Raw genomic sequence first — 24,443 nt, 5'->3', positions numbered from 1 at the left:
ACTAAAATTCTAAATGGTCCTAAGATACAATTTGATAACCCTTAAAATAAAAAGCAGGTGATTTGTATATGCAATATAGTGTTGGGGTTGAATATGCCTTGCATTGCCTAGTTTATTTAATTAATACTCCTTCCAAGGAAAGTGTTGGAATAAAAGATTTGGCAGAGTTTCAAGGACTTTCTGAAACATTTCTTTCAAAAGTTTTCGGTAAATTATCTAAAGCTGATATTGTGAATTCTGTCCCAGGTGTAAAGGGAGGATATAGGTTAGCTAAGTCTCCAGAAGATATTTCTTTTTGGGATGTAATAGAAGCCGTCGAAGGCCCAAAACCTATTTTTCAATGTAAAAATATTGTACAGAATGGTGTACTATATCGGGATGAGGCTTGTAATTCTTGTGAACCTAGCAATTCTTCTTGTACAATTAACTTAGTAATGCTTGAAGCAGAAGAACACATGCGTGAGTTTCTTCGCAAAAAGACTCTTGCATGGTTAGATAAAGAACTTGACATTGCTTTACCTGAAAAGATAAGGGTAGATACTCGTGAATATTTCAAACAAAAAAACTCTAACTAAATCGCCATGACGAATTAGTTAGAGTTTTTTTGTTTTTTTATATTAATTCCATCATGTGAGTACTTCATCACAAATTCCTTCTTTAAATATCACATTTAATTAACTCATAAAGTTTCAAATTGATTAACATTAAAATTCTAAAAAATACAATTTTATTTTCGTAAAAAGTAAATGAATTTATGTGTTCAGATATTTTAAATATAGTGAAAATTACCTTTGAAAAAGGAGCAGAGTATACGAAAGAAGCTTAGGATATCCAGATGCAGGTGCACTTGCACTTGGGGTTATCTTTACGGAGATTACGGGTAGTTTGAAATAGGAATTAGAAAGTCCCTCTGCCTTAGGGCGGAGGGACTTTTATATATTATTCATTTGTATCTATATCAAATTTTCCGGTACTTTTTGCTTATTTGAGAGATTTCTTCAATCAAATTGTATTTTAGACTTAGTTTTTTTGTGATTGCAGCTTATCAATTTTCCAGTATGTTTGTAGAGGGTCTAAAGAGCTTTCAATATAAAACATATATTCATCTACGGTACCTGGTGCTTCAAAAGCTATTTTCAATTCTACCGTTTCATTTGGTTTAACTTGTATATCAGAAGGGTTTTGATCAAGCACCTTTCCTTTATAGATCTTTCCGTCTTTTTCATCTTTTAAGTTATATTTTAATTCTGATAGTCCAATCGTTTGACCTCGTACATTTTTTACAGAGACATTAACCATGACGGAATCGTTGCTAGCATTTAAATATGCACTTTGAACAGCGACCAAGTAATAGCCTCCCTTAACACTCTCGCCAACTAATAAAATACCTTGTTCCAAGCGGCTCATATCTTCCTTTTCTTCAAAGTTTATTAATTCTTCATTTACATTTTTTGCGCTTGGTTCTTCTATTGGAGCATTTTCAACGGCACTATCTGTTTTATCTTGTGTGCAAGCAGCCGTAACACTGACTAATACTAGAATGAAAGTAAGTAATATAGATAATTTTCTCATAAAATTTATCTGTCTCCTTAAGTTTCTCAATTTTGTGCAGCTATACATATAAGATTAACATAATGTCTCATTATTGGCACAAAATAGGGGTGGGTTAGACATCTTATTCTTTTTAATTTTAATATACATTCGATTGGTTCTCGCGATATTTGTTAATCTTTTAAAACATTAGCTTAGTAATACCGAGGGTTATTATAGATATATTAATCATATAATTTGTCCATATCAAAATGAACGTTTTTTGCATCTAATATATTGTAAATATATTTTATTTTGAAAGGATGTGATTATATGGCTCATAAATCTACTGGGGTGTTTCGAGTTCCAGTTTCTGAAAATGGGATTATTCCAACTGCTCTCAACATTATGTTAAACAATGATTCACGCTGCCATACTAGTAATGTAACGGTAACTGTTAAGAGAAGCCGAAACACTTTTTTCCCAACTCAAAATGAATTAGTTGAAATCTCTCGTACTTTTGTTTCTTTAGAACCAAACAGAACAACTAAGATTGTGTTGTTTACTCCAGAATTTCAAGTAGAAGATTTCCTTGATGTCATCATTAGTGGAAATAAAGAGGATGTTAAGGATGTTCTTGTATATTCTTTCTTAGCAGATTCAGTAGGGCATAATCTGCCATCTACTGTTTTCAGAAATGCAGAATACACTTTTGCTTGCTGACACCGTGATGATGTATTCTTTACGGTCGTATATCTGAATTGAAATGTTAAATAGGAGTTGATTTAACATTTATCCCGTATTAACGGGCTGCCCGTAAATGCAGCAGGCGAAAAACGTGAGCTAACAGTGAAAGAGTTCGCTGAAATGTAGCAAGCAGCACTTCAAGGCATACAATCTATCGGTGAAAGATCGTTCGGTAGAGGAGCGGTAGTTGGTGAAAAAACGCTTGTTGACGCACTTGGGGTTATCTTTACGGAGATTGCGAGTAGTTTGAAATAGAAATAAGAAGATCCCTTCTACCTTAAGGTGGAAGGGATCTTCTTATTATTGTTTTTTGATATATATTGCTAAATATGTTCCAATAATTAATTCTATTGTATTGAGAATAATATCAGCTACATCAAAAAAACGACTTATAAAAGGAACTAGTATTTGAGGTGGGTTTATTAACGAATTTTATATATAGCATGAATGAAAATGGGATAAATAAAACAATGTTTCCTATTATGTTTTTAAGAATTAATTGAGTAGGTACTTGTAAAAATAAAGAAAAGATACCAAAAGGAGCATTCTGCCGACTTAAATTATTTTAATATTATCGTTCTAAGTTTAAAAGCTATAGGGATTTTTTCTGTGGGATTTGTAAGTAGTTTTTACGAAATTATGAGTGTTTTTTATTTTGTAATTCAATAAGTTCATCTGGTAGCATTTTTGTATAATATTCTTTTTCTGTTAGTTCAAATATAAATAATGCTTTTTTCCAGTTATAAATAACATCTTCTACATTATGTTGTTTAATTTTTAATAAAAACTGACCTTTTAAATAGAAGAGTTCACCTAATAGGTATAACGTATTTAGATTAATTGCTAATTTGATGCCCTTATCAATGTATTTTATTGCCTCTTCATTTTGATATGTGAAGGCCAAAGATTTTGCTAAATTTAAAATGATTTTTAGTTTAATTTCTTTATCTCTAGGAAAATTTAACTTATTAAAATTAGATAAACATCTTCTTAATATAGTAATACTTTTTTCATATTCTTTATTTTCTCCATGAAATATAGCCATTGTATGCATAATATCTATTTCTCTTTCTGATAAAAAATCAGAATTGGTTAAAGTTAGTTTTAATGCATAATTTAAAAGAGTTAAAGCAGTTTTGGTTGATCTATTTACCTCAAATATAGCAATTGCTTCATGCCATATTAGAAATTGTTTCTCTTCATTTGTTTGAAAGTTATTTAAGTTTTTCTCCTTTTTTACTATTTCATAAAGTTCTTTATATTGTTTTTGTTTTAAGCAATCTTTTATTACGTATTTTACATTTTCTACATATTTAATTTTTTTGTTTTGAGTTAGTGCAAATATATGATTCGGATCAATACCAAGTCTTTCAGATAATTGATATAACAATATGCTAGATGGATAAATCACACCTTTTTCGATCTTGCTAATTTGACTTTGTGAACATATTCCATGACATAATTCGGATTGTGATATATTTTTGTTAATTCTAAGTTCTTTAATGGTAATACCCAAATCGTTAAATTTCATTTTTTCACCTACTATTTAGCACTGTATTAGTATAAGAGTTTTCTCTAACTTTTAATGTAATGTAAAATTAATATATTTACAATTATTATTTGTTTTAAAGGAATTACCGTTTTCATAGGATGGGTGAGGCTTTTATTATGTACAAAAAAAGACACCCCTAAGGTGCCTTCCTCCGACTTGAACCACGTTCATTTAGTATAAACTTATCCGTATTATCCCTTTGTTATGCGTGTAAACACACCCTATAAAACAGAATCGTCTATATACAACAGATTGTTAGTTTACAAAGTACAAGAGATTTGAGATCAGTATTAGAGTGACGCGACACCTTCTATAATGATTGGTATGTTACGCCTTTCAAAAGAATCTGCTTTATAGAATGTATCCACGTTTATTATTTTACTATATATAAAATTCATTCGGTGTATTTTTTTCAGATATGTATAATTGCATAAAGTTGATGGGAAAATCAGAGTATAATTTGGATTGTGTAATAAAGATAAGGCCCACCTACGGAAATAGGTGGGTTTTTGTTGGGTATTACTATCTCATTGCACACAAGGGAATTTCTATTAAAATCATAGCATATTTTTATAGCTCTTATATTGAGAAATAAAGAAAAGACACCCAAATAAGAGTGTCTTTTCCCATAGTTTTTTAGCAGAAGCAACTGCATCCAATAATTATTAAAAGTATAAAGAGTACAACGAGTAAAGCAAAAACGTACTATTCTACATTATCTGAATTAAAGGTAGCTACGCAAAATGGAAGTATTCCTGACCTTGTAAAGAAAGGTATTGTAGATCGAGAAGGAAATGGATTTACTCCAGGTGATGATGATACATTTTATGTAATGTTCACATTCGTAGATAGCGGTGAAGACCAAAATGTATTTCAGGGGAGATGCGTTGAAATTACATTGGGCGTTTAATTCCATGCAAGCAAGCGGTGAAGAAAAGTAAGTGTAATAATTTGTATACTCTATGTTTAAAACTGTAACAAGAAGCATAAGATGGCCGTTTTGATCAACTTATTCCTTTTTAGTTTGCGGCCAACGTATGCTTCTAATATGTATACAACAAAAATAACAACTAGCGCCTCGTAAGAGGTGCTAGTTGACGTGAAATTCGTTATTGATACTGAAAAAGGATCTTTTTTTTTTAAAATCTGGCCCATTTCTATATTAAGTGTAGTTTTTTCTATACTTAATTAATTTTATATACTGAAATAAATTATTTGTTAAATTTTTTTATCTACCACCAAATCCAGGTTGCATAGGGGCAACTTGGGGGAACATGACCCCACCACCAGGTGAAAGTTGAGAAGCTGCAACTGGCGCTAATCCAAGACTAACATTTCCACCAACTACATTAGGGAATACAATTGTAACCACTTCGTTCCCCATTTGATTAAAAGCTACTCTAAAAATAAAAACACGCGTTCCTGCTTGAAGTTGTTGACCATTAGGTAAAATAACAGACTGAGGAAGAATATGAAACTGACCTACTAAATTTACAAATGATTGTTGTCTAGGATTATTTGTATAATCATATGAGTATTCATCATAATTTTGTTGATACATAAACTTTCAGCTTCTTTCTATTTTAAATTTTAACGAATTTTCCGAAAGGATTCTCCTTCCTCAAGCGTGTGAAGGGCGTAGCCCAACGGTAGGTGGGAGATGAATTTCGGTTTGGCGTAGCCAAAAGGTTTTCCTTTTTATTTTGCCTCTGATATAATCAGTCTTATAAATTATAAGGGCTGGTATATAAATGAAATTAGATAGTAATAACCATTCAGTATTCTTGTTATATTATCACCTTGTGTTGGTCGTGAAATACAGAAGAAATGTGTTTGATAATGATATGTCAGACTATGCAAAAGATATGTTTGTTCGACTATCTAAAAACTATAACATCACGTTAGTTGAATGGAATCATGATGTAGACCACGTTCATATTTTGTTCAAGGCACACCCTAATACAGAAATGACAAAATTCATCAATGCTTATAAAAGTGCAAGTTCTCGACTTATTAAAAGAGACTTTCCACAAGTGAAAAAGAAACTTTGGAAAGAGATGTTTTGGTCAAGAAGTTTTTGCTTGCTAACTACTGGTGGTTCGCCAATAGACGTAGTAAAAACATATATTGAAAATCAAAGTGAAAAGTGAGGTGAAATGATATGACAAAGCAGAATAAAGCATATAAATTCCGTTTGTATCCAACAGAAGACCAAGCACATCTTATGCGTAAAACATTCGGTTGTGTACGTTTCGTGTATAACAGAATGTTAGCTGAACGGAAAGAAGCGTATGAAAAACATAAAGATGATAAGGATCAACTAAAGAAACAAAAGCTTCCCACTCCTGCGAAATACAAAGCAGAATTTGAGTGGTTAAAAGAAGTGGATTCATTAGCTTTGGCAAATGCTCAACTAAACTTGCAAACTGCCTATAAAAATTTCTTTCGTGGTCAAAATGACTTCCCAACATTCAAAAGCAAAAAAGACAGAAAGTCTTATACAACGAATGTAGTGAACGGAAATATTATGTTGCTTAACGGTCATATCAAATTGCCAAAACTGAAAATGGTACGTATCAAACAGCATAGAGAAATACCACAAGACCATATAATCAAGTCATGTACGATTTCTATGACACCTACTGGTAAATACTATGTGTCCATTTTGACTGAATACGAAAAAGAGATCGTACAAAAAGAAGTAGAAACAGTTGTTGGATTAGACTTTGCGATGGAACAATTATACGTCAGTTCTGAGGATGAGAGAGCCAATTATCCTAAGTTCTATCGTGAAATGTTAGACCGATTAGCAAAGGCGCAACGAGTATTATCAAGAAGAACAAAAGGTTCTATTCGTTGGAATAAACAACGTATCCGTGTAGCTAAGTTACATGAAAAAGTAACGAATCAACGTAAGAACTTCCTTCATCATAAGTCTCAAGAGTTAGCTACTCATTTTGATGTTGTAGCTATTGAAGATCTAAATATGAAAGGAATGTCGCAAGCACTTCATTTTGGAAAAAGTGTCGCTGACAATGGGTGGGGTATGTTCACTTCTTTTTTAGCTTATAAACTACATGAACAAGGCAAACAACTTGTGAAAATAGACAAATGGTTTCCTTCCACAAAAACATGTAGCAGTTGTGGAAATGTGAAAAATATGTCATTGTCTGAGCGAGTCTATTCTTGTATATGCGGTGTAAATATCGATAGAGATTATAACGCAGCTATCAATATCAAAAATGAAGCAATACGCCTATTAGCGTTAGCATAGATAGCAATAAAATAACCCTTGGAACAAGGGAGTTAGCTCGGCTGTCTTAGGACGAATTCGTTAGCTACCAAAAGTAACGACTAACCGAGAAGCCCCCACTTCAAACAGTCCGTTAGGACGTTAAGTGGCGGGTAGTTCACGAGTTCAACTATTTGTACTAGCTATTCTATAGGAGTGAGGTTTAAAGCAGGAAAATAAATTTTGGTATTATGTGTAATGAGTTCTTCTTTTTTATGAACAGATAAACCACTTTGTAGGATAGCTGTAATAATAAAACTACTATTTTATAGGAATACATTTCCGAATGATCTATTACCATCAATTTAATATTTTTCAAGTTTCCCAAAAACTGAAGTAATTACTAAAGTCTTTATAAGGAAATAGAAAGCTTTTTAAATCTTGACTAATATCTTCTAGATTCCCATATATATTATCTGCTGCTAAATTAATGTCCTCATTAAAATTATATAGCTGTTCATCTACATAACTGAATCCCTCACAGCAATTATTATGTATCAAATTAGATATAAATGGTTTTATTTTCAATACATTTTCTTCATTTAGGATAAATTTATCCCATAACAGCCCCAGTATTATTTTTACGGGTAATTTTTTATCATACGTTCCTTTTACGTTTTTTAATTTAGGTACGATGTCAACCAACTTATCATTACTAGATAGAGAAACTTCTATAATTTCAATAGAAGGGCTATCTAATGCTTCAATTGTCTGATCAGCCCAATCAATTATTTCAGTTTTTGAAAATAAACCAATTTGTAACCCTATACTCAGAACCTCAGCTATTATTTTCATATTATCCATATATAAAACTCCTTAGATTTTCTGGTAATTATACATCGAAGTAACCTAATTTTCAAAAGGTTGTTGCTAGTATGCAGTAACTAAAGGGATTTTTAAACCTAGGATATCTCCACATTGTTAGCAAGATAAAAAACAAAATCTCTCCTAAAACGAAAAAAAGATGAACAAAATAATAAAAAAGGCTCATTTCTATTTCTTTTTTAGATTCCATTCCTTAGTAAAAGAACTTAATAGATGAAAAGGTTAGATTGCACAATTAATTGGGAGATACGTACAAGTAACTTTGAATCTCTTGAACAAATAGTTCTAATTTATCATATACAGAAACAGACATAAAAAAAACATCCTTTCCTATGATTCTACAGAAAGAATGGCCTGTTTTAATATTTGTAGGATAGTTTTAAATACAAAAATATAGAATTGTGCAACTTATACATGACTTAATGTAAAATATATATTGCATTTATGTTATTAATAATTTAATATATAAAATATAAGATTTATGGTATGAAGTTATGTTTACAAGTGAGGTGTATTTAATGTCCGTAAGTAAAGTGAAGTTTGCAAGGGTTGAAAAAGGTCTGACCCAACAAGGGTTGGTCGATATTGTAAATGTTACACGACATAACATTAGTATTATTGAAAGTAATAATTATAACCCTTCTTTAAACCTTTGCATTCATACAGCTAAAACACTAGATAAAAGTTTAGATAAATTATTTTGGGAGGAATTTTAAAATGGAAAAACTAAAAAAATGGTTTTCACTCAGTACACACCCAGATGAAAGAATCCAACAAATTGAAATGAAAAGTTGGGCTCAATCTGGAATTATTGTCCTACTTATAGCTTTTGTTGATTTTATAATAAGAGGAGCATATCTACACCGTCCATTTTTAGAATGGGCTGCTTCATTAGCCATTATAATTTTTTATATGATATTCTTTTTTATTAAATCTATTTTGACTGGTATTTATGAAACAGATATTAATAATAAAGAACAATTAAATGAAAAGTTAAAAGAAAAAATGAGTAATACCTTTATTTTATGTTTTGTCGCAATAGGTGCTACCACATACAAATATAACTTACCTGAAGATTTCGTTGGATGGTTATCAGTAATAGCAAGATTTATTATACTTTTCGCTTTCCTATTTGGTATTCAATATCTTATTACAGTATTAGCATGGAAGAAATCAAATAAAATTTAATAAGTATAGATAAAAAAGCTTATCTTTTAGCACTTAATGATAAGCTTTTTATTATTTTCTCATCTTTTTTCGTTTTGGGGTAAAATGAATTTCTTAGCTTGATAGGGATGGGATAGCACCACATCGCTATCAAACGGAAATTTTATAGTATTCCAGAACGAAATTTCGTGCTAACTTGTAACAAAAAAATGTGAAATTGCCCATAGATAACTATCTTATATTAATTACATAAATTAGTTTGTGATATAATGATATAAAGATATTGTATTTAAAGGAGGATTCAAATTGGTTAAAAACTTACCTTTACTAATAGTGATTTTAATACTTGGTATAAGTTCTTCTACGTTAAGTACAAATGGATACTTTTCTCCAGTTATAGAATGGTCTTTAATGATTATAAGTATTATTTTAAACTTTACTGCAGTGATAGGTTTATCACTACACGTTCTTGTATACCAACCTATGAAAAGATTTGAAACAAATTTAAAAGAAACATGTAAATAAAATAATTATATTTGAGGTAACACCCCATCGTTATCGAGCTAAAAAATGTATCCATAAAAAGAAAAAATACGCTATTCTTTCTGTAGAATCATAGGAAAGGATGGCGTTTTTTTAATTTTATAGATACTTTGTGGTAGCCTCAAGTAGGGGGATTTAGCACAGGCAAACAATAATATCTTTTGTCTAGAAAGGAGAATGTTTTTGAAATACACATTAAGAAAAAAATTAAGGGTGTTTTTTATGGGATTACTAGTACTAGTAATAATCGCTTCTATTTTCGTTTATTACAAGTTTTTAACACCTTCAGCAGATATTCAACAATACAGGGAGTATTATGCTCCAAAAACAACACAAAAAGTATTGAATCAAGGTGATGTAAAGGTCACATTTTTAGGAACATCATCTTTACTATTTGATGATGGAAATACACAATTAATGATTGATGGTTTTATTTCTAGGCCATCCTTACCAAAAATGTTGTTCAGCAATATAAAAACAGATGAAGATACTGTGGATAAAGCTTTTAATCAAATAGGGGTTGATAATAATAAACTTAAGGGATTATTTATTGCACATACACATTATGATCATGCGTTTGATTTAGCTTATATAGCTAAACGAACTGGAACACATGTATATGGTTCAGAATCAGCAATTAACATAGGTATTGGTGGTGATATAAATAAGAACCAGATGTCTGTATATGAAGTAAATAAGGCTATGAAGTTTGGTGATTTTACTGTTACTGTCCTTCCATCGAAACATTCACCAACCTTTGATGAAGGAGAAAAAATAAAAAAGCCACTTAAACAACCTGCTAAAGCCCTAGATTATCATGAAGACTCTTCTTATGATTACTTGATTACACACAATAATAAAACTTTCCTTGTTAAACCAAGTGCTAACTATATAGAAGGAGTATTAGATGATATTCGAGCTGATGTCTTGTTTTTAGGAATAGGGGTATTAGGAAAGCAGGAAAGTACTTTCCAAAATACGTATTACAAGCAAACTGTACGAAAAGTACAACCGAAGCTTGTTATTCCAATACATTGGGACGATTTCAACAAACCATTGACAGATACTCTTGAAGCAATGCCTAAATATGCGGACAATACCAAAAATGGATTAGATTTTATAATTCAAAGGACAAAAGCAGATAAAATTGATTTTCAAATACTTCAAGGTTTTAGAAGTATTTACTTCTAAAAAAGGGATCCACCACACCTCTATCAAGTTAAGGAACATAAAAAACGATAATAATGAACTTCTGCGCTAAAAAAAGACACAAAATTTTCGTTTAGGGGGTAATCTGTTCTGTTAGCTTGATGGATGTGTGGCGGTACCCTATCACTATCGATTTAAAAGAATGACTGCCACGTTTTATGCAAATATTAATTTGTTTTGATTGAAAATAGATTATAAAATTAATATTTAAATATAAAGAATTTGAATATTAATATGTTATCATTTAAATAATTCAAATATGTAGTACAAAGTCAATATTTGTAGCTGAGTTCGTTTATACATATGAAAGAATTAAATTATGAAAAGGCGGTATTTATTATGAAAGCAATTAAATTAGCAGGTTTAACAATTGCAGCAGGTTTATTATTGGCAGCGTGTGGTACTGAAGAAGCGAAAATAGAGCAAGATGTGAAGAAAGAGGAACAAAAAGAAAAAGTTAAAGCATTTCAGGCAGAAAAGCAGCAAGAAGATAGGAAAGTAACTGTGCAACAATCGACGGATACGTCAAAACAGCATGAAAATGTAGTAAAAGAAACAGTTAAAGAAGAACAAAAAGCAGAGTCAACGCCTGTTGAACAACCGAAAGTCAGCGGGTTAAATGAGGCACAAGCAAAAGAAAAAGTGGAACAATCGATGACAGCACAAGGCCAGGGAGCGCGTAATAAAGGTGTGAAATTAAGCCAATTAGGCATCCAAACAGCAAAGGATGGAATAAAGGTGGCTGCACAGGCGCAAGACGTCCATATTGAAGCAAAAGACAATCTAACTCGAATTGTTGTTATCGTTCCAGCTGGAACAACGAAAGAACGAGCGCAACAAGTAGGCGACATAGCAGCGCGCCAGGTGGCAAGTTTTGGGGCAATGGGATTAAATGTAGATTTGAAAGTACCATCAAAAGATTATTTAGGGGAATATTGGGAAAATTTCTCTGGTGATATCGGTATCTATGACAGTAACAAAAAACAATTAGTACGTGGATATATTTCCAAGTTAAATCCAACAAAAATTAAATGGTAAGAAAAACAAGGTCCCTACACAATGTGTGGGGATTTTTCCATAAAAAAAACTTAAGGGGTCTTCCGACGATTCGAATTGTCGTATAGTAATGCATGGTAATTAATAAAATTAACTATACAAATAATATATTATACTTTCATGTATTCTAGCTGATATAATGTGTAAGGGAATTATTGGTTAATTAGTAATACATATATGTTATATTAGGGGGATACATAAGTAATGTTAGATGCTATTTTTGCAGTTGTAGAAATACTCTTAGGTTTTTTCGCATTTATAATAGCTTTGTTTGCTTATCGCTTTTCAACAGGAGAAGAAAAGCGACAAGCAAAAGAGGATTTAAAGGAGCTTTCTAAAACTGCTCTCATCCCATTTGTAGTGTTTGTAATCGTAATATTATTTTTTGTTATTAAGGTAATTGATCATGATAATAAAGTTGAACAAGAACAACAAAGGCTACATGAAGAGAACTATCAACGTTACCATAATAATGGTAATTCTAATCTTGATAAAAGCCTGGAACAAGATAATAAATAATATAGATAAGAACCTCGCCATTTCCATAAGATGGCGAGGTTCTTACGCATAAAGAAAAGACACCCTAAGGTGCCTTTTCTAATAGTTTTTTAGCAGAAGCAACTGCATCCAATAATGATTAAAAGTATAAAGAGTACAACGAGTAAAGCAAAGCCTCCAGCAAAACCGCAGCCTTCGCCGCAACTACCACCATATCCCATAATAATAGTTCCTCCTTTAGATAAGAGAAAAAGACTAGGGGTCATTCCATGTGTTTTAATGGGTTCACTTTACCTTATGTTTTTACGTATGACTTGAGCAGGTCCTTTTGAAAATAAGGGAAAGATAAATTAATGTGTTTCCCTTGAACGTTGTTAAATTGCACATTTTCTAAAAAACAAACTATTTAATTATATAAATAATATGATTATTTAATATAATGTATTAATCCTAACAGAAGGGAGGATTAACCATGCAATTAGTTTGTTTTAAAGTAGTAAATGGACAATACTTTTTAGTTGTAGAAGGTATCGAGATTCCAGCGCCAATTCCAGCGTTTGCTGCAGCTTTATTAATTGGTTTAGGAGTAATCCCGCTTTGTTCTTAATTTAAAGAATTTCAAACAGCTCTACCTTTCAATTGATAAACCCTTAAGCATATGGATGCTTGAGGGTTTTTTATAATAAAAAGAAAAGACGCCATAAGGCGTCCCTACAATTAGGTAGATAAGACTTCAGTTTTCCAATCTAAAGAAATTTTGTATCAGTTCTTTGAAAGTATATCATAATATCCAGTTGATTTATTATGCATTATTACATACTTCTCTCAAACCTTCTAGTTTTTATTTGATAAAATAGAATCCTAATATTACCAAAAATTAAATAAATATTTCTAAAAACCCTAAATATTTATAGGGATAACAAAAGTGATACATTTAAGGTGCAAATTATTAAAAATATAAAAGGAGGGTGAATAAAGCGGTATTTAAAAAAGACTATTATAAACGGTGAGCAGTTATACAGGTTATATGAACCTGAATCTTGTTAAAAAATGATACTCATTTGAGTGTACTTTCTGATTTGAACCACCTTGATTAAAATAATGAAGAATCATCATTCGTTTATTCTGATTTCTGGAAAAGTTTTAATAGATTCATGTTGAACAAACATACTTTTTAGAAAGAGGAGAGATTATTGATGGATAGTCAATTACTATATCAACAGCAAAAAAGAGAAAAGGCACTTGTGATTGGAGCTGGTATTGCAGGCTTACTTACTGCACGCGTGCTTTCCAGTTATTTTGAGACAGTGATAGTTGTTGAAAAAGATGAGTTACCTCAAAAACCATCTGAACGTCCAGGTACACCCCAAGACTTTCATCCTCATCGTGTATTACCACGTGGAGAAATAATTATGAACCGTTTCTTTCCTGGATATGTTGATGATTTATTAAATTTAGGGGCCCATAATGTCAAGAATGATAAAATGATTCGATTTTCTCCGTATGGGGCACTGGAACTAGTTATAGAACGAAAAGGTGCAGCAAGCAGTCGAGCATTGTTAGAATGGACAATCCGCCAACGTGTGCAAGAAATTCCTAATGTCTATTTTTATTCAAAGCAAGTAGTCACAGGCATTTTAGCTTCGTCTGATCACAAGCGTGTTATTGGAATTAATATTCAAGAACGGGACGAATTAAAAACAAAGCGAACTGTGTTAACCGATTTGGTAGTTGACACATGTGGTCGTCAATCTAAACTCAATAAATGGCTTACATCTATGGGCTATGATGTTCCAGAACCAGAACGTTTAAAGGTGAATTTCGGATATAGCACGAGATATTATAAAGTACCTTCACATATCAAAGAGAAATTGAGTGCAATTTCTGAAGGAGATCCTGCTAAAAACGTTGGAGCTGTAGGTTTATTATATATTGAAGATAACATAGCTCAAGCGCTACTATTTGTTGCTGGAGGTACGCATTATCCACCAACAAATTCAAAAGAATATGAAAAAGAACTGGATTCTTTAGTTACCCCTATGATGAGGGAGTTAATTAAAGAGTTAGAACCAATTAGTGTCCCAAGGGGATTTAGAGCGCAGGAGTCCACTCGTCAACATTTTGAACAAATGGAAAATTGGCCATCTGGATTATTAGTGTTAGGTGATGCTTTTTGTAACTTTGATCCCATTTATGGACAGGGGATGACCGTAGCCGCCATTGAAGCTGAAATGTTAGATACTTGTTTAAAAGAACATGCTACTTATAAACCGGGATTCGAGCGCAAAGTGTTGCAACGTATGCAACAAGCTATTGAGCCGGCATGGTGGCTGAGTTCAATTGCAGATTTACGTTGGAAAGGTGTTGAACATGTAGGAGCCGTTCCACTAAAAGGTGTGGAATTTGCACAGAAATATTTTGATGTATATCTTAAACAAGCTGTAAAGCAAGCGAATGAGGGGAATTCATCCATGCTCCAAAAATATATAATGATGAATGGGCTAGTTCATTCGCCTCATGAAATTATTAACTCAGATATGTTAAGGATGTTAATCAATGGAGATGAGTCTTTAGAAGAGAATGAACTTTTGAACGAACTTGGAGAAGTAGATAAGAAACCAATGCAAGAAAGAATACATGAATTAATCCCTTCCTTTACATTAGCTTTTGAGAATAGTATTCCAAATCTGTTCTCATCCATTTCAATTTCTAATGCCAAATGAATAAAAGAAACATTGCTCTAATTAGGGCAATGTTTCTTTTATTAGATAAGCAGTATTTAATAAACTACTTTTTCAATTGTTGGCATTATAGCGATTGGTGGTAAAGAGTAAGTCCAAGCAGCAGCGTATACATTTAATTTTTCACCTAATTTGTAGTTTTCACCATTGGATACAGGTACTCTTAAAATTTTATTTTGGGAAACTAGCTCCCATCAATTATTCTGATAATAAAGTGCGTCTTCTTTCGTAAAAGTATCAGCAACAATTAAGTAATTATCGTCTGCTGAAATAACATAGCCCGTGAAAGGTATTTGTATTCGTACCTGTTCCTCCTTAAATTTTATTACCACATAAAGGCCGCAATAAAATTAAAGGTAAAATAAACAGAATATTTTAAATTATATATATCAACTTATTTAAAGGTTAATCTAATGTAATACCATGATACCATGGTTTTACATTAGATATAGATAATTTTGGAAAAGGGGAAGATTCTATGAATGTTCAACTAGAAAATGAACAAATAACAAAATTATTAAACGACTGGTATCAATCCATGCTAAAACAACAATTAGTTAAAGCAAAACAATTAAAAGAGTATGTAGACAATGAAATTAACAATGTCAAAGAAAATCAAAACGTACTCTTATATTATTCTTTATTAGATTTTAGATACAAAGCATTAACAGATTGGATAAGTATTAACGAAAGCAGTTTTGATGAAATGGATAATTTCACAACTCCAGCAGATGACTTCCTAGCTTATTATTATCACTTTTTTAAAGCATTCCATTCTACTTTAACATCCAATTACACTGAAGCAAGTGAACACTATGAAAAAGCTAAAGAACTATTAATACACATTCCTGATCCAATAGAACATGCTGAATTTAATTATCGAATGGGATATTTTTATTATCAAATCTATAAACAAGTAATAGCTCTTGATTATATAAAATTAGCTAAAGAAGAATTTTTAAAACATGAAGGTTATGAAATAAATGTAGCACTATGTGACAATTTTATAGGTCTGTGTTGTATTGATTTAAAACATTTCGAATTGGCTGAGGAGTCATTTAATAAGGCACTAGACACATTCCAAAAAAATAATCATAAAAATTCTATCCTTATGGTAAGACATAATTTAGCTTGGTTATATTCAAAACAAAATTTATCTAAACTCGCGATTCGTCATGTATCTGAAGTAACAAAGAACAATCCTAACCATTTCAAAGCATTTTTCGTAGAAGCATATGAATACTATAAGATAAATGACCATAATTACAGCGATCAACTAATTCAAAAAGGATTAAAACTTAGTAACGATTTTAACAATCAAGAATTCCAACATCGTTTTAAAATTTTAAAAGCTCTCAACAACAATGTCCCTACATTAACTTTAGAAATATTTATTTCAGAAGGTATTACTTATTTCAAACAAGAAAAACTATGGGAATGCGTAAAAGAATATGCTGATATCTTAGCTCTAAAGTTTTATGAAGAAAATAACCATAACAAAGCAAGTCAATATTTTTACATGAGCAATACAGCTCAAAAAAATGAATTAGAAAAAGGAGCGTTAAAATAATGAAAAAAATCTATCTAACTATACTTGGAATATCTTTAATTAGTATCCTATCGTTAGGGTTAAACGACTCTTTTAAAAATCAAGCTGTAAATATAGGAGACGGTGGAGGTGCACCAGCAAGACCAGATTATTTATTACAAACACACGCTGACTTATAAGAAAAAAACACCTTCATTCTAATATGATCCCCTTATAGTAGACAGGAAAAAGAAAGCACATTAACCTATTTACTATGGAGGGGATTTTTCTATGGGAAAAATTAGAGTTACTTACGATGTAGAATTTAAGAAAAAAGCTATAGATTTATATTTAAAAGAAGCCATGAGCTATAAAACTGTTGCGGAAGAATTAGGTATTCATCACTCAGTTGTAAGTCGTTGGGTAAAACACTTTGAAGCTGAAGATATTAAAGGATTAGAAGAAAAACGCGGTAAAGCGAAAGGACCAGGTTTAGGCAGACCAAGAGTTAGACCAGAAGATCCAGAAGTCAAGATTAAACGATTAGAAGCGGAAAATGAAATGTTAAAAAAGCTCTTAGGGATGTAAAAGGAGGCATGCAAGCTATATCCAAAACGAGAAAGTTTGAAGTAATATTTGAGATGTTAGAAAAGGGGTATACGGTTACCCTATTATGTACCATTGCTGGTATAACTAGAAGTGGGTATTACAAGTGAATAAAACGGCACTTAGTGCCTTCTGAAAAACAACTAGCGGACACTAAAATCAAGAAAAAGATATTGGAGTGTCATAAAAAACTAAAAGGGATTTATGGATATAGAAGAGTGCAAGTGTGGCTGAAAGTCACATATAACCTTCATTTGAATCATAAGCGTATACAAAGATTGATGAATGAATTAGGCATCAAAGCCATAATTAGAAAAAAGAGACCTTATTACGGAAAAAAAGAGGCATATGTAATTTCAGATAACCATCTAAATAGGGACTTTCAAGCCTCAAAACCAAATGAGAAATGGGTAACGGATATAACCTATTTGATTTTTAATGGACAACGCTTGTACTTATCAGTTATTAAGGATTTGTACAACAATGAAATTGTTGCCTATGAAACCAGCCGTAGAAACGACTTAAAGCTTGTGTTAGATACACTTAAAAAGGCAAAGAAAAAACGAAATGTAAAGGGAATTCTCTTACATAGTGATCAAGGATCTCAGTATACATCTCGTCACTATAATCAATTACTTACAAAATATCAGATGAAGGTAAGCATGTCTCGAAGAGGCAACTGTTGGGATAATGCTTGTATGGAAAACTTCTTCAGTCACTTTAAAGCAGAATGCTTTCATTTATATTCCTTCCGCAAAGCGCATGAGGTTAAATTTGCCGTGCGCAAATACATACATTTTTATAATCATCAAAGATTTCAAAAGAAATTAAATAACCTGAGTCCATATAAATATAGAACTCAGGTTGCTTAGTTGCGCTTTTTCAATACTATCTACTTGACAGGGGTCACTGCACTTTAAAGGATTCTTTTTTTTGCCCTTCTTCTCTTTTCCACCCCTTAACAAACCAGATTAGCTAGCCAAAATAGGATATGCGAAGGGGAGGGGGCAAAGCTGGGGCGTGGAAAGCCTTTTGACTATGTGTAATTATTTCACTGCCTCTTTTAATTCTTTTCCTGCTTTAAAAGCAGGTGCTTTTGAAGCAGCGATTTGCATTTCTTCACCTGTTTGTGGGTTACGTCCTGTACGTGCAGATCTTTCACGTACTTCAAATGTACCAAAACCAAGAATTTGTACTTTCTCTCCATCTGCTAACGCATTTGTTATTGTATCTAATAACGCTTGTGTTGCTGCTGCAGCATCTTTTTGTGTAAGTTCAGCTTTTTCTGCTACTACTTTTGTTAATTCTGTTTTATTCATTTTCTGCACCTCATTATATGTAATTAGGTGACTATTATAACGTGTGTGTATTCATGATGCAATTATACTGTACATAGAGTTATAGCAAGAGACAGAGGACAATGTCTGTGTAAAAGGCATAAGAAGGATATTAATTATCGCTTTAAACTCTGTTCATATTTCTTTACATCTTCCATGGTTTTAAATATTAATACATCAAAAATTCCTTTTTCATTCCCACATACGACAACAAAACCATCTGTTGCTTCCAAAACTCTACCGACGCCACCATCTGTAAGTGTAATACTGGTGAGATGTTTTACGTTCAGTTTTTCTTCTTTTCGGATGTAAGTAGTTATGGATGTTCCTACAGGAAATGCGTCTGTGATCTCTTTTGTTGTATATGTGCCATCATCTACTGATTGAGTTTTAGTTGTAATAGAATCAGTTTGAGTGGCACATCCTGTTGAACATATTAAAAGAATGCCAGTAATCATACTTACACATGCTGTTTTTACCATTCACAAAATCCTCCTATAACTGTTCGTATTGTCAACCCATTTAGGGTAACAAACTATATATACGAAGTTTGTTGGTTTATGTGAGTCGTAAATTAACAAAGATACAGGTATTTTGCCAGAATGTGTTTTAAGCAAAAGAAAAGACACCCAAAGGTGCCTTGCTGCGACTGGAACCATCGTAATATGGTATTGGGTGCCAACCCGAATATTATTTTACCACATTAAGTAATTTTGGTTGTTGAGAAATATAATTCAAATCTATATGTTGTTTATTTTTGCTTCGTTAGCTTTTTTGTAATGGATTCTTCAACCTGTTCAGATTTACTTTTAATTTCATCGGTAATTGCTATCTTGCTACCTGGGTGCACACAATAACAGTATTTATTGTACCAGAACAAAAAAAGTGATTAAATGTAAAGAATTTAAAATTCGAAACGTATGTTATTATTATATTGAGAATTATAAATTAAAGGTGGCATCTGGAAGGGAATAGTTATAAATGAAAAAAATAAAGGGGAAGTTATCTTTTAGCATTGATATTATAGGTTGTATCCTTTGCATTATAATGCTTATTATAAGTCTTGTTAATTTTAGAACATGGGTACACCCATTTTTATTCCTTATCTTCGGACTAATTTTCTTCATTAATATAGTAAATACCCGTAAGAGAAAAGGGCGTAATTCAAATTAAAATAAAATTGTATCCGTATAACCAAAAAACGCTATTCTTTTTGTAGAAATATACAGAGAGGATGGCAATTTTTATAAATTTTTTGTTTTAAGATGAACTCCAATGATTTGCTGAGGGATTATATCAATATTTTCCTCCTTCACTTTTAGAACAGCTTACTAGAGGGGGAGATTTTGTTTAAAGAAAGGGAGTTTTTGCGATGTTACCTGATTATATAAAGATAGCTTATGAGATAGCCCAAAAAGCCCATGCTGGGCAAGTAGATAAAGCAGGTATGGATTATATCAAACACCCTGAGGCAGTTGCTAGCTTTGTAAATACGAACGAAGAGAAGGCTACTGCTTATTTGCATGATGTTCTGGAAGATACTGAGATAACTGCTAATGATCTGTTAAGTGCTGGTATACCTCATAACGTAGTTGAGGCAGTGCAGGTACTGACAAAAGAGAAATACACACCTTATTTTGAATATCTGAGCAGAGTGAAAGAAAATTCTCTTGCCCGTACAGTTAAACTTGCAGACTTAAAACATAATTCTGATCGTTCAAGACTTGCTAGGATAACAGATAAAGACCTAAAACGATTAGAAAAATACCGCAAAGCGATTCAGTTTTTAGAGGAATAAAAGAAACAGCAACTTCTTTAGTGACAATTTCTTATAATACTAGTTGTTTAAAGAAACTCCTTCTTGCAATGTTTTAAGGTATGTAAGAACAATTCCCTGGTTGTTGTAAAATAAAAAAATAAGAGACGATATTCTAAAGGAGTCTAGAATATCGTCTCTTATTATAAGCCTTAAAACGTCAATTCAGGAATATGTAAATGATTTTTTAATAAGTTCCAAGTTTCATCTAGTATGGTTTTTGGTGGTATGTAAATAATTGTTCCATCTCGACCTCTGGTCAAAATAACTCTATATGCATTGAGTTTAATTTGGAACGGATCTTCGACACCCCATTGATAGTGCTGCCCCTTCCAAGTTCCATTCTGTAGATATAGATCATCATCCCAATGAACGAGCGTCATATCTAGTTCAAGTCCCTGTGTTTGGAATTCAGTTGAGCTGTAGTTGAGCGCTCTACAATAGTATTGAGATTCGGGATAGTTAAAGTATTGGGCGATCTTACTAGGGCGTTCATATCGTTCATCTCTTGGTAGAACAGGGACTTCTTTTTGACGATCAGCGCCACCAGCACAGACAACGCCAACTGTTTTTGTATCATCCTGATAAAGCTGATGTAAAGTATGTTTGGCTTTGTTTAGATCGCGTGTAATAAAAAGTTGATAATGTTCTTTCGGTAGATGATGAATCAGTTGTTTTGTTTGTTCAAAATTAGCATCTAATAAAGTATTAATAATTTCATAGTATTTTAAAGCTGCATGAGCACGGAAAGATGAGTTTAAATGTAGCTGAGAATGAGTTCTATAATGTGCTGCATTTGTAAATAGAGAATTAGGATGTTTAGAGTGAACAGTCACGTTTTTTCCAGCGATCGCAGTATTCCATAGAGCGAGACCGCCTTCTTCACCAGAATAGATCTCTTGTCCTTCACCAATTAAGCCAATTGTTACACTCCACGGTTTATTGTTTGTTGTGATATTCATTATAATATCCGGTTCGCTTAAGTTTTGAGCTTCTCGATTTTTTCGAGTTAGTGATTGGTCGACTTTTTTTGCATCCCATGCTCGTTGGGCTTCATCAAAAATGATGATTTGTTCTTTTGGAATCATTCTCTTTTCGAGAAAATCCATTTTATATCCATATAAACCTTGTACGAAGGTTCTATTTTTTAACGTATCTTGTAATACGTCTACTAATGGGCCGTTACCAGATAAATAAACTGCATTTTTCATCTCGTGTGCAATAGTCAGACCTAAATATGTTTTACCTGCTCCTGGCTCGCCAGATACTAAAATGAGATGATGGGTATTTGTATGTTGAGCTTCTTCAATGATTGAGCGTACAGTTTGTTGTACTTCTGGAAAATTACTGCTTGATACAGCTTTAATGTCAGGGAGCGGTTCATTATTTAAAATGGATCGAGCAGCTTCTAGCATAGAAGGTGAGGGTTCATAGACACCATTGATTACTTCCTCTAGCGTTAAAGTTGGTGCTTCTGTTTTATTTAATATTCGATTAAGTATGCTTTCCAATCCATCAATGGTGGAAAGGGTTACTTGATATTCTTTTTGGAAAACCCAGCGTTCACCTTCATAGTTTGTAAGTAGTAAAACACCGATGACTTGCATGTTAGATTGTTGAATAGCTGAGTGATAATGTTCAAGATCACGCATATAAAGGGATGTTTGGATATATTCAGAAGGCGAAACGTTATTATAACTTTTACATTCGAGGACTATTAGATAACCCTTGATCAGTAAAAGTACATCTGGACGACGACCACCTCCGCGTAAAATCTCATATTCAAAAATAAGTGATGCATCTAAATTAGAAAATCGATTAAATAAACTTTGTAGTTTATTGAAACTATCAATCCATGCTTTCTTTTGAGAAGTTATTTTTGAATCATTAGCATTGGTTTTATAGATATGATCTAGCAATTGTTTAATAAAAAACTGTACATCTAATTGCTTAAATTGTTCAATAGTTCCAGTCCAGCCATAGTTCAAGATAAAGGCCTCCTTGTAATATGGTTTTATATATGAATATCTTTATTATACAAAATAAAATAAATAGTTTGGAATAAGAAAAGAGTTAATCCATTTATTTGAGCATTTTCTTTCTCAATTTCCCGATTAAGATGAAGAGGTTAAGAAGGGGAGATGAAGTGAGCTAAGATAAAATTTTTATATGCAAATTAAGATAAGTAATGATCAAGTGGTGATCAAGTGATGATCAAGTGGTGATCAAGTGATGATCAAGTGGTGATCAAGTGATGATCAAGTGATGATCAAATAATGATCACTTAATCGAATCTTTGTGTTATAATGTATACACAAAGATGTAATTTGTATTTACAAAATAAAAAAGAATAAGTGTTCCAGCACTTATTCTTTAAAGAAACAATAATAAAACGATTTACCAGCATACTTATTTTTTTAGACCGTTTTCTATAGTTCCAGCTACAGAGACGGTTTTTTTCTGTTGTTCCATAAATGCTTTCCTTTTAAAATAATAGTCTATGTATAATTTTCCAACACATTCAATACTATTAAATAACACCAAAACAATAGCACTTATTACGACATTCTCCATTTAAAACACACCCCCTTCCCACACACAGTAAAAGAGAGTTAAATCGTCTTATTATTGCTGATATATATAGCATACCATATAAAAAATACTTATCCTATAAAAAAATGACGGAAAATAATTTACCGTCATTTTTATAAACAGCTATACAAAATGAGAGTATCATAGCAAAAAATGTTTGTATGCTAATCTATATGATATTAGCTTATTCTATGTATATGATAATTTCGATTCTTCTTTTTTAGGCATCAGAATTTAAAATTCCGAATATTAGTCTTCCACCAAGTAAATTCTTTTTTTTCTTTATTTACCGTATATTCATCTAGTAAAGTTCTAATACTTTCTTTAATATGTTTTTTCTTTTCAAATTCACCAAAGTACTTTGGGTTGTCTAAAGAAAATTTTATATTTTGTAATATCTCAATCAAATAAGAAATCCTTTGATCTCCCCACCTTAAAATCTCATCTATAAATAAATGTTTAAGAAGAATATATAACGCAAGCACAATAATAATACTACCGAATATAACACCTAAATAAGCTGTTGCTTGCCCTAATGCCATTGGATGATTTTCTTTATTATAATATTGAGTAAAAAACCAAGTATTAAAGCCTGTCCAAGCGGGAACCATAAAAGCTATAAATACAGCACTATATGATGAAAAAATTGTTAAAAACCTTGTTTTTTTCTTTCTTTCAAGTCTGCTTTCTAGTCTTTCTATACAAAAATCTAATGTGTTTCTATTTTTTTCTAAATCCTCTTTTTTAACAGACAAAATTTCTTGATAAATCAAAAATTCTTTTAACAAGATACATCTAAAAATATTCCATTCTTCATTATACAATTCTATTTTATAAATTCTAAAAAACTTTTTTTTACCTTTTCTAACAATACATAAACCAAAAATAAAAAGTAAGATTATCTCCCAAATTATAAAAAGGGACATATACCAAGTTGACATTTCATTTGTATTATCTAAACCGTAAAAGGAAAAAATCACAAAAGCTATAAAAGTACATACCTGAATTACTACAAAAAGAGTAGACCTTATCCATACGAGCTTAAATAATAATGACCACATACTCATACCCTTTCTATAAAAATTTAATATTTCTCTTTCAAACAAAGCAAAACCCCTCCAATATAAATTTTAAATGTTTTTAAATATAAACATGTCCTTCTCTCATTATCACCTAAATAAATGAATAAATGAATAAATAAATAAATAACACTTCCATATTTAGAGATTCACATTCATTTTTCCTTAATAGTTGTCTAAACACATGGGGGAAACCACTACTTAAATTCTAGAATATGATATCGTATGAGGATTATCAAAATTTTTGAAGTACATAGAGCAATCTTTTAGGAATATGGAAAAATACATTCTAACTATGTTTTAGTAACAGGTCAATTCAAAAATG

Annotated in this window: 27 protein-coding genes and 4 pseudogenes; 19 read left to right on the top strand and 12 right to left on the bottom strand. The window is 31.7% G+C overall.

What is annotated here, in order from left to right:
• The first annotated feature begins 68 nt into the window (after positions 1 to 68).
• Entirely contained in the window at positions 69 to 575 is a 507-nt protein-coding gene (locus tag N2V92_RS02370) for an RrF2 family transcriptional regulator (RefSeq protein WP_001200339.1), read from the top strand.
• Positions 576 to 807: 232 nt separating this feature from the next.
• Positions 808 to 894, top strand: a pseudogene (locus N2V92_RS29965) (DAK2 domain-containing protein); the annotation flags it as partial.
• Between the two features lie 126 nt (positions 895 to 1,020).
• Here the strand turns inward: N2V92_RS29965 and N2V92_RS02360 are convergent.
• The gene (locus N2V92_RS02360; RefSeq protein ID WP_016078006.1) at positions 1,021 to 1,572 is read right to left on the bottom strand and encodes a hypothetical protein; all 552 of its coding nucleotides are present in this window, start codon (positions 1,570 to 1,572) and stop codon (positions 1,021 to 1,023) included.
• A 291-nt stretch (positions 1,573 to 1,863) separates the two neighbouring features.
• Here N2V92_RS02360 and N2V92_RS02355 point away from each other — a divergent pair, with 291 nt between their 5' ends.
• Positions 1,864 to 2,253 (top strand): hypothetical protein, encoded by a 390-nt coding sequence (locus tag N2V92_RS02355; protein WP_000940662.1) that lies wholly within the window; start codon positions 1,864 to 1,866, stop codon positions 2,251 to 2,253.
• A 661-nt stretch (positions 2,254 to 2,914) separates the two neighbouring features.
• Here the strand turns inward: N2V92_RS02355 and N2V92_RS02350 are convergent.
• Complete coding sequence (locus tag N2V92_RS02350) at positions 2,915 to 3,808, bottom strand: helix-turn-helix domain-containing protein (protein ID WP_340864060.1); 894 nt, start codon at positions 3,806 to 3,808, stop codon at positions 2,915 to 2,917.
• A gap of 657 nt (positions 3,809 to 4,465) precedes the next feature.
• A pseudogene (locus N2V92_RS02345) lies at positions 4,466 to 4,528 on the bottom strand (YjcZ family sporulation protein); the annotation flags it as partial.
• A gap of 10 nt (positions 4,529 to 4,538) precedes the next feature.
• Between N2V92_RS02345 and N2V92_RS02340 the strand changes: the two are divergent.
• Positions 4,539 to 4,770, top strand: a pseudogene (locus N2V92_RS02340) (TasA family protein); the annotation flags it as partial.
• Positions 4,771 to 5,057: 287 nt separating this feature from the next.
• Here the strand turns inward: N2V92_RS02340 and N2V92_RS02335 are convergent.
• Positions 5,058 to 5,390 carry a hypothetical protein gene (locus N2V92_RS02335; protein ID WP_000284732.1) on the bottom strand — a complete coding sequence of 111 codons (333 nt, stop codon included), beginning with the start codon at positions 5,388 to 5,390 and terminating at the stop codon, positions 5,058 to 5,060.
• Between the two features lie 190 nt (positions 5,391 to 5,580).
• Between N2V92_RS02335 and tnpA the strand changes: the two genes are divergently transcribed.
• A complete protein-coding gene (gene tnpA / locus N2V92_RS02330; protein WP_016078303.1) occupies positions 5,581 to 5,979 on the top strand; it encodes an IS200/IS605 family transposase in 399 nt (132 codons plus the stop codon).
• A gap of 11 nt (positions 5,980 to 5,990) precedes the next feature.
• Positions 5,991 to 7,103 carry an RNA-guided endonuclease TnpB family protein gene (locus N2V92_RS02325; RefSeq protein ID WP_016078304.1) on the top strand — a complete coding sequence of 371 codons (1,113 nt, stop codon included), beginning with the start codon at positions 5,991 to 5,993 and terminating at the stop codon, positions 7,101 to 7,103.
• 333 nt (positions 7,104 to 7,436) lie between these two features.
• Here the strand turns inward: N2V92_RS02325 and N2V92_RS02320 are convergent, their stop codons facing one another.
• Complete coding sequence (locus N2V92_RS02320) at positions 7,437 to 7,925, bottom strand: hypothetical protein (protein WP_000369592.1); 489 nt, start codon at positions 7,923 to 7,925, stop codon at positions 7,437 to 7,439.
• Between the two features lie 539 nt (positions 7,926 to 8,464).
• On the opposite strand from N2V92_RS02320, the gene N2V92_RS02315 reads away from it, so the two are divergent.
• From N2V92_RS02315 to N2V92_RS02290, 6 genes are all read left to right on the top strand, one after another.
• Entirely contained in the window at positions 8,465 to 8,662 is a 198-nt protein-coding gene (locus N2V92_RS02315; RefSeq protein WP_000116660.1) for a helix-turn-helix transcriptional regulator, read from the top strand.
• Between the two features lies 1 nt (position 8,663).
• A complete protein-coding gene (locus tag N2V92_RS02310; protein WP_170264880.1) occupies positions 8,664 to 9,134 on the top strand; it encodes a DUF6773 family protein in 471 nt (156 codons plus the stop codon).
• Between the two features lie 285 nt (positions 9,135 to 9,419).
• Positions 9,420 to 9,638, top strand: coding sequence for a hypothetical protein (locus N2V92_RS02305; protein WP_098403032.1), 219 nt, complete (start codon positions 9,420 to 9,422; stop codon positions 9,636 to 9,638).
• 201 nt (positions 9,639 to 9,839) lie between these two features.
• Entirely contained in the window at positions 9,840 to 10,847 is a 1,008-nt protein-coding gene (locus N2V92_RS02300; protein WP_098403031.1) for an MBL fold metallo-hydrolase, read from the top strand.
• Between the two features lie 321 nt (positions 10,848 to 11,168).
• Positions 11,169 to 11,903, top strand: coding sequence for a DUF874 domain-containing protein (locus tag N2V92_RS02295; RefSeq protein WP_170264879.1), 735 nt, complete (start codon positions 11,169 to 11,171; stop codon positions 11,901 to 11,903).
• 222 nt (positions 11,904 to 12,125) lie between these two features.
• Entirely contained in the window at positions 12,126 to 12,440 is a 315-nt protein-coding gene (locus tag N2V92_RS02290; protein WP_170264878.1) for a fucose 4-O-acetylase, read from the top strand.
• An 89-nt stretch (positions 12,441 to 12,529) separates the two neighbouring features.
• Here N2V92_RS02290 and N2V92_RS02285 read toward each other — a convergent pair whose 3' ends face one another.
• A complete protein-coding gene (locus N2V92_RS02285) occupies positions 12,530 to 12,640 on the bottom strand; it encodes a YjcZ family sporulation protein (RefSeq protein WP_000540371.1) in 111 nt (36 codons plus the stop codon).
• 251 nt (positions 12,641 to 12,891) lie between these two features.
• Here N2V92_RS02285 and N2V92_RS02280 point away from each other — a divergent pair, with 251 nt between their 5' ends.
• Both N2V92_RS02280 and N2V92_RS02275 read left to right on the top strand, forming a co-directional pair.
• Positions 12,892 to 13,026, top strand: a complete 135-nt coding sequence (locus tag N2V92_RS02280) for a hypothetical protein (protein ID WP_001177696.1) — start codon at positions 12,892 to 12,894, stop codon at positions 13,024 to 13,026.
• Positions 13,027 to 13,615: 589 nt separating this feature from the next.
• Entirely contained in the window at positions 13,616 to 15,142 is a 1,527-nt protein-coding gene (locus tag N2V92_RS02275) for an NAD(P)/FAD-dependent oxidoreductase (RefSeq protein WP_170264877.1), read from the top strand.
• A gap of 56 nt (positions 15,143 to 15,198) precedes the next feature.
• Here the strand turns inward: N2V92_RS02275 and N2V92_RS02270 are convergent.
• Positions 15,199 to 15,468, bottom strand: a pseudogene (locus N2V92_RS02270) (DUF3221 domain-containing protein); the annotation flags it as partial.
• A 170-nt stretch (positions 15,469 to 15,638) separates the two neighbouring features.
• Between N2V92_RS02270 and N2V92_RS02265 the strand changes: the two are divergent.
• The 4 genes from N2V92_RS02265 (at position 15,639) to N2V92_RS02250 (ending at position 18,166) form a co-directional block, all read left to right on the top strand.
• Positions 15,639 to 16,730 (top strand): response regulator aspartate phosphatase, encoded by a 1,092-nt coding sequence (locus N2V92_RS02265; protein WP_074790084.1) that lies wholly within the window; start codon positions 15,639 to 15,641, stop codon positions 16,728 to 16,730.
• A complete protein-coding gene (locus N2V92_RS02260) occupies positions 16,730 to 16,888 on the top strand; it encodes a Phr family secreted Rap phosphatase inhibitor (protein ID WP_000725639.1) in 159 nt (52 codons plus the stop codon). The genes N2V92_RS02265 and N2V92_RS02260 overlap by 1 nt, the downstream gene beginning before the upstream one ends.
• A 91-nt stretch (positions 16,889 to 16,979) precedes the next feature.
• Positions 16,980 to 17,276, top strand: a complete 297-nt coding sequence (locus N2V92_RS02255) for a transposase (RefSeq protein WP_170264876.1) — start codon at positions 16,980 to 16,982, stop codon at positions 17,274 to 17,276.
• Positions 17,277 to 17,419: 143 nt separating this feature from the next.
• Entirely contained in the window at positions 17,420 to 18,166 is a 747-nt protein-coding gene (locus N2V92_RS02250) for an IS3 family transposase (protein ID WP_098507642.1), read from the top strand.
• A 174-nt stretch (positions 18,167 to 18,340) separates the two neighbouring features.
• Here the strand turns inward: N2V92_RS02250 and N2V92_RS02245 are convergent, their stop codons facing one another.
• Both N2V92_RS02245 and N2V92_RS02240 read right to left on the bottom strand, forming a co-directional pair.
• The gene (locus N2V92_RS02245; RefSeq protein ID WP_070184224.1) at positions 18,341 to 18,613 is read right to left on the bottom strand and encodes an HU family DNA-binding protein; all 273 of its coding nucleotides are present in this window, start codon (positions 18,611 to 18,613) and stop codon (positions 18,341 to 18,343) included.
• A 134-nt stretch (positions 18,614 to 18,747) separates the two neighbouring features.
• Complete coding sequence (locus N2V92_RS02240; protein WP_074790080.1) at positions 18,748 to 19,113, bottom strand: hypothetical protein; 366 nt, start codon at positions 19,111 to 19,113, stop codon at positions 18,748 to 18,750.
• A gap of 890 nt (positions 19,114 to 20,003) precedes the next feature.
• Between N2V92_RS02240 and N2V92_RS02235 the strand changes: the two genes are divergently transcribed.
• On the top strand, positions 20,004 to 20,429 hold the full coding sequence (locus N2V92_RS02235; RefSeq protein WP_074624944.1) for an HD domain-containing protein: 426 nt from the start codon (positions 20,004 to 20,006) through the stop codon (positions 20,427 to 20,429).
• 170 nt (positions 20,430 to 20,599) lie between these two features.
• Here the strand turns inward: N2V92_RS02235 and N2V92_RS02230 are convergent, their stop codons facing one another.
• The 3 genes from N2V92_RS02230 to N2V92_RS02220 form a co-directional block, all read right to left on the bottom strand.
• Entirely contained in the window at positions 20,600 to 22,435 is a 1,836-nt protein-coding gene (locus N2V92_RS02230) for a DNA/RNA helicase domain-containing protein (protein WP_170264875.1), read from the bottom strand.
• 421 nt (positions 22,436 to 22,856) lie between these two features.
• On the bottom strand, positions 22,857 to 23,021 hold the full coding sequence (locus tag N2V92_RS02225) for a hypothetical protein (protein WP_000432712.1): 165 nt from the start codon (positions 23,019 to 23,021) through the stop codon (positions 22,857 to 22,859).
• Between the two features lie 245 nt (positions 23,022 to 23,266).
• The gene (locus N2V92_RS02220; protein WP_088361184.1) at positions 23,267 to 24,145 is read right to left on the bottom strand and encodes a hypothetical protein; all 879 of its coding nucleotides are present in this window, start codon (positions 24,143 to 24,145) and stop codon (positions 23,267 to 23,269) included.
• Positions 24,146 to 24,443 lie beyond the last annotated feature (298 nt).

The organism is Bacillus sp. CH_48 (genome assembly GCF_038008465.1).
GTDB lineage: Bacteria > Bacillota > Bacilli > Bacillales > Bacillaceae_G > Bacillus_A > Bacillus_A thuringiensis_S.
The sequence above is the reverse complement of the archived record's forward strand: the minus strand, read 5'-3'. Positions and strand labels throughout refer to the sequence as shown.

Coding starts and splice junctions, on each gene's coding strand:
- N2V92_RS02350 (WP_340864060.1), bottom strand. CDS start 3,808: ATGAAATTTAACGATTTGGGTATTACCATTAAAGAACTTAGAATTAAC.
- N2V92_RS02360 (WP_016078006.1), bottom strand. CDS start 1,572: ATGAGAAAATTATCTATATTACTTACTTTCATTCTAGTATTAGTCAGT.
- N2V92_RS02335 (WP_000284732.1), bottom strand. CDS start 5,390: ATGTATCAACAAAATTATGATGAATACTCATATGATTATACAAATAAT.
- N2V92_RS02265 (WP_074790084.1), top strand. CDS start 15,639: ATGAATGTTCAACTAGAAAATGAACAAATAACAAAATTATTAAACGAC.
- N2V92_RS02260 (WP_000725639.1), top strand. CDS start 16,730: ATGAAAAAAATCTATCTAACTATACTTGGAATATCTTTAATTAGTATC.
- N2V92_RS02355 (WP_000940662.1), top strand. CDS start 1,864: ATGGCTCATAAATCTACTGGGGTGTTTCGAGTTCCAGTTTCTGAAAAT.
- N2V92_RS02245 (WP_070184224.1), bottom strand. CDS start 18,613: ATGAATAAAACAGAATTAACAAAAGTAGTAGCAGAAAAAGCTGAACTT.
- N2V92_RS02280 (WP_001177696.1), top strand. CDS start 12,892: ATGCAATTAGTTTGTTTTAAAGTAGTAAATGGACAATACTTTTTAGTT.
- N2V92_RS02295 (WP_170264879.1), top strand. CDS start 11,169: ATGAAAGAATTAAATTATGAAAAGGCGGTATTTATTATGAAAGCAATT.
- N2V92_RS02315 (WP_000116660.1), top strand. CDS start 8,465: ATGTCCGTAAGTAAAGTGAAGTTTGCAAGGGTTGAAAAAGGTCTGACC.
- N2V92_RS02275 (WP_170264877.1), top strand. CDS start 13,616: ATGGATAGTCAATTACTATATCAACAGCAAAAAAGAGAAAAGGCACTT.
- N2V92_RS02310 (WP_170264880.1), top strand. CDS start 8,664: ATGGAAAAACTAAAAAAATGGTTTTCACTCAGTACACACCCAGATGAA.
- N2V92_RS02290 (WP_170264878.1), top strand. CDS start 12,126: ATGTTAGATGCTATTTTTGCAGTTGTAGAAATACTCTTAGGTTTTTTC.
- N2V92_RS02320 (WP_000369592.1), bottom strand. CDS start 7,925: ATGGATAATATGAAAATAATAGCTGAGGTTCTGAGTATAGGGTTACAA.
- N2V92_RS02225 (WP_000432712.1), bottom strand. CDS start 23,021: ATGGAGAATGTCGTAATAAGTGCTATTGTTTTGGTGTTATTTAATAGT.
- N2V92_RS02325 (WP_016078304.1), top strand. CDS start 5,991: ATGACAAAGCAGAATAAAGCATATAAATTCCGTTTGTATCCAACAGAA.
- tnpA (WP_016078303.1), top strand. CDS start 5,581: ATGAAATTAGATAGTAATAACCATTCAGTATTCTTGTTATATTATCAC.
- N2V92_RS02240 (WP_074790080.1), bottom strand. CDS start 19,113: ATGGTAAAAACAGCATGTGTAAGTATGATTACTGGCATTCTTTTAATA.
- N2V92_RS02285 (WP_000540371.1), bottom strand. CDS start 12,640: ATGGGATATGGTGGTAGTTGCGGCGAAGGCTGCGGTTTTGCTGGAGGC.
- N2V92_RS02235 (WP_074624944.1), top strand. CDS start 20,004: ATGTTACCTGATTATATAAAGATAGCTTATGAGATAGCCCAAAAAGCC.
- N2V92_RS02255 (WP_170264876.1), top strand. CDS start 16,980: ATGGGAAAAATTAGAGTTACTTACGATGTAGAATTTAAGAAAAAAGCT.
- N2V92_RS02370 (WP_001200339.1), top strand. CDS start 69: ATGCAATATAGTGTTGGGGTTGAATATGCCTTGCATTGCCTAGTTTAT.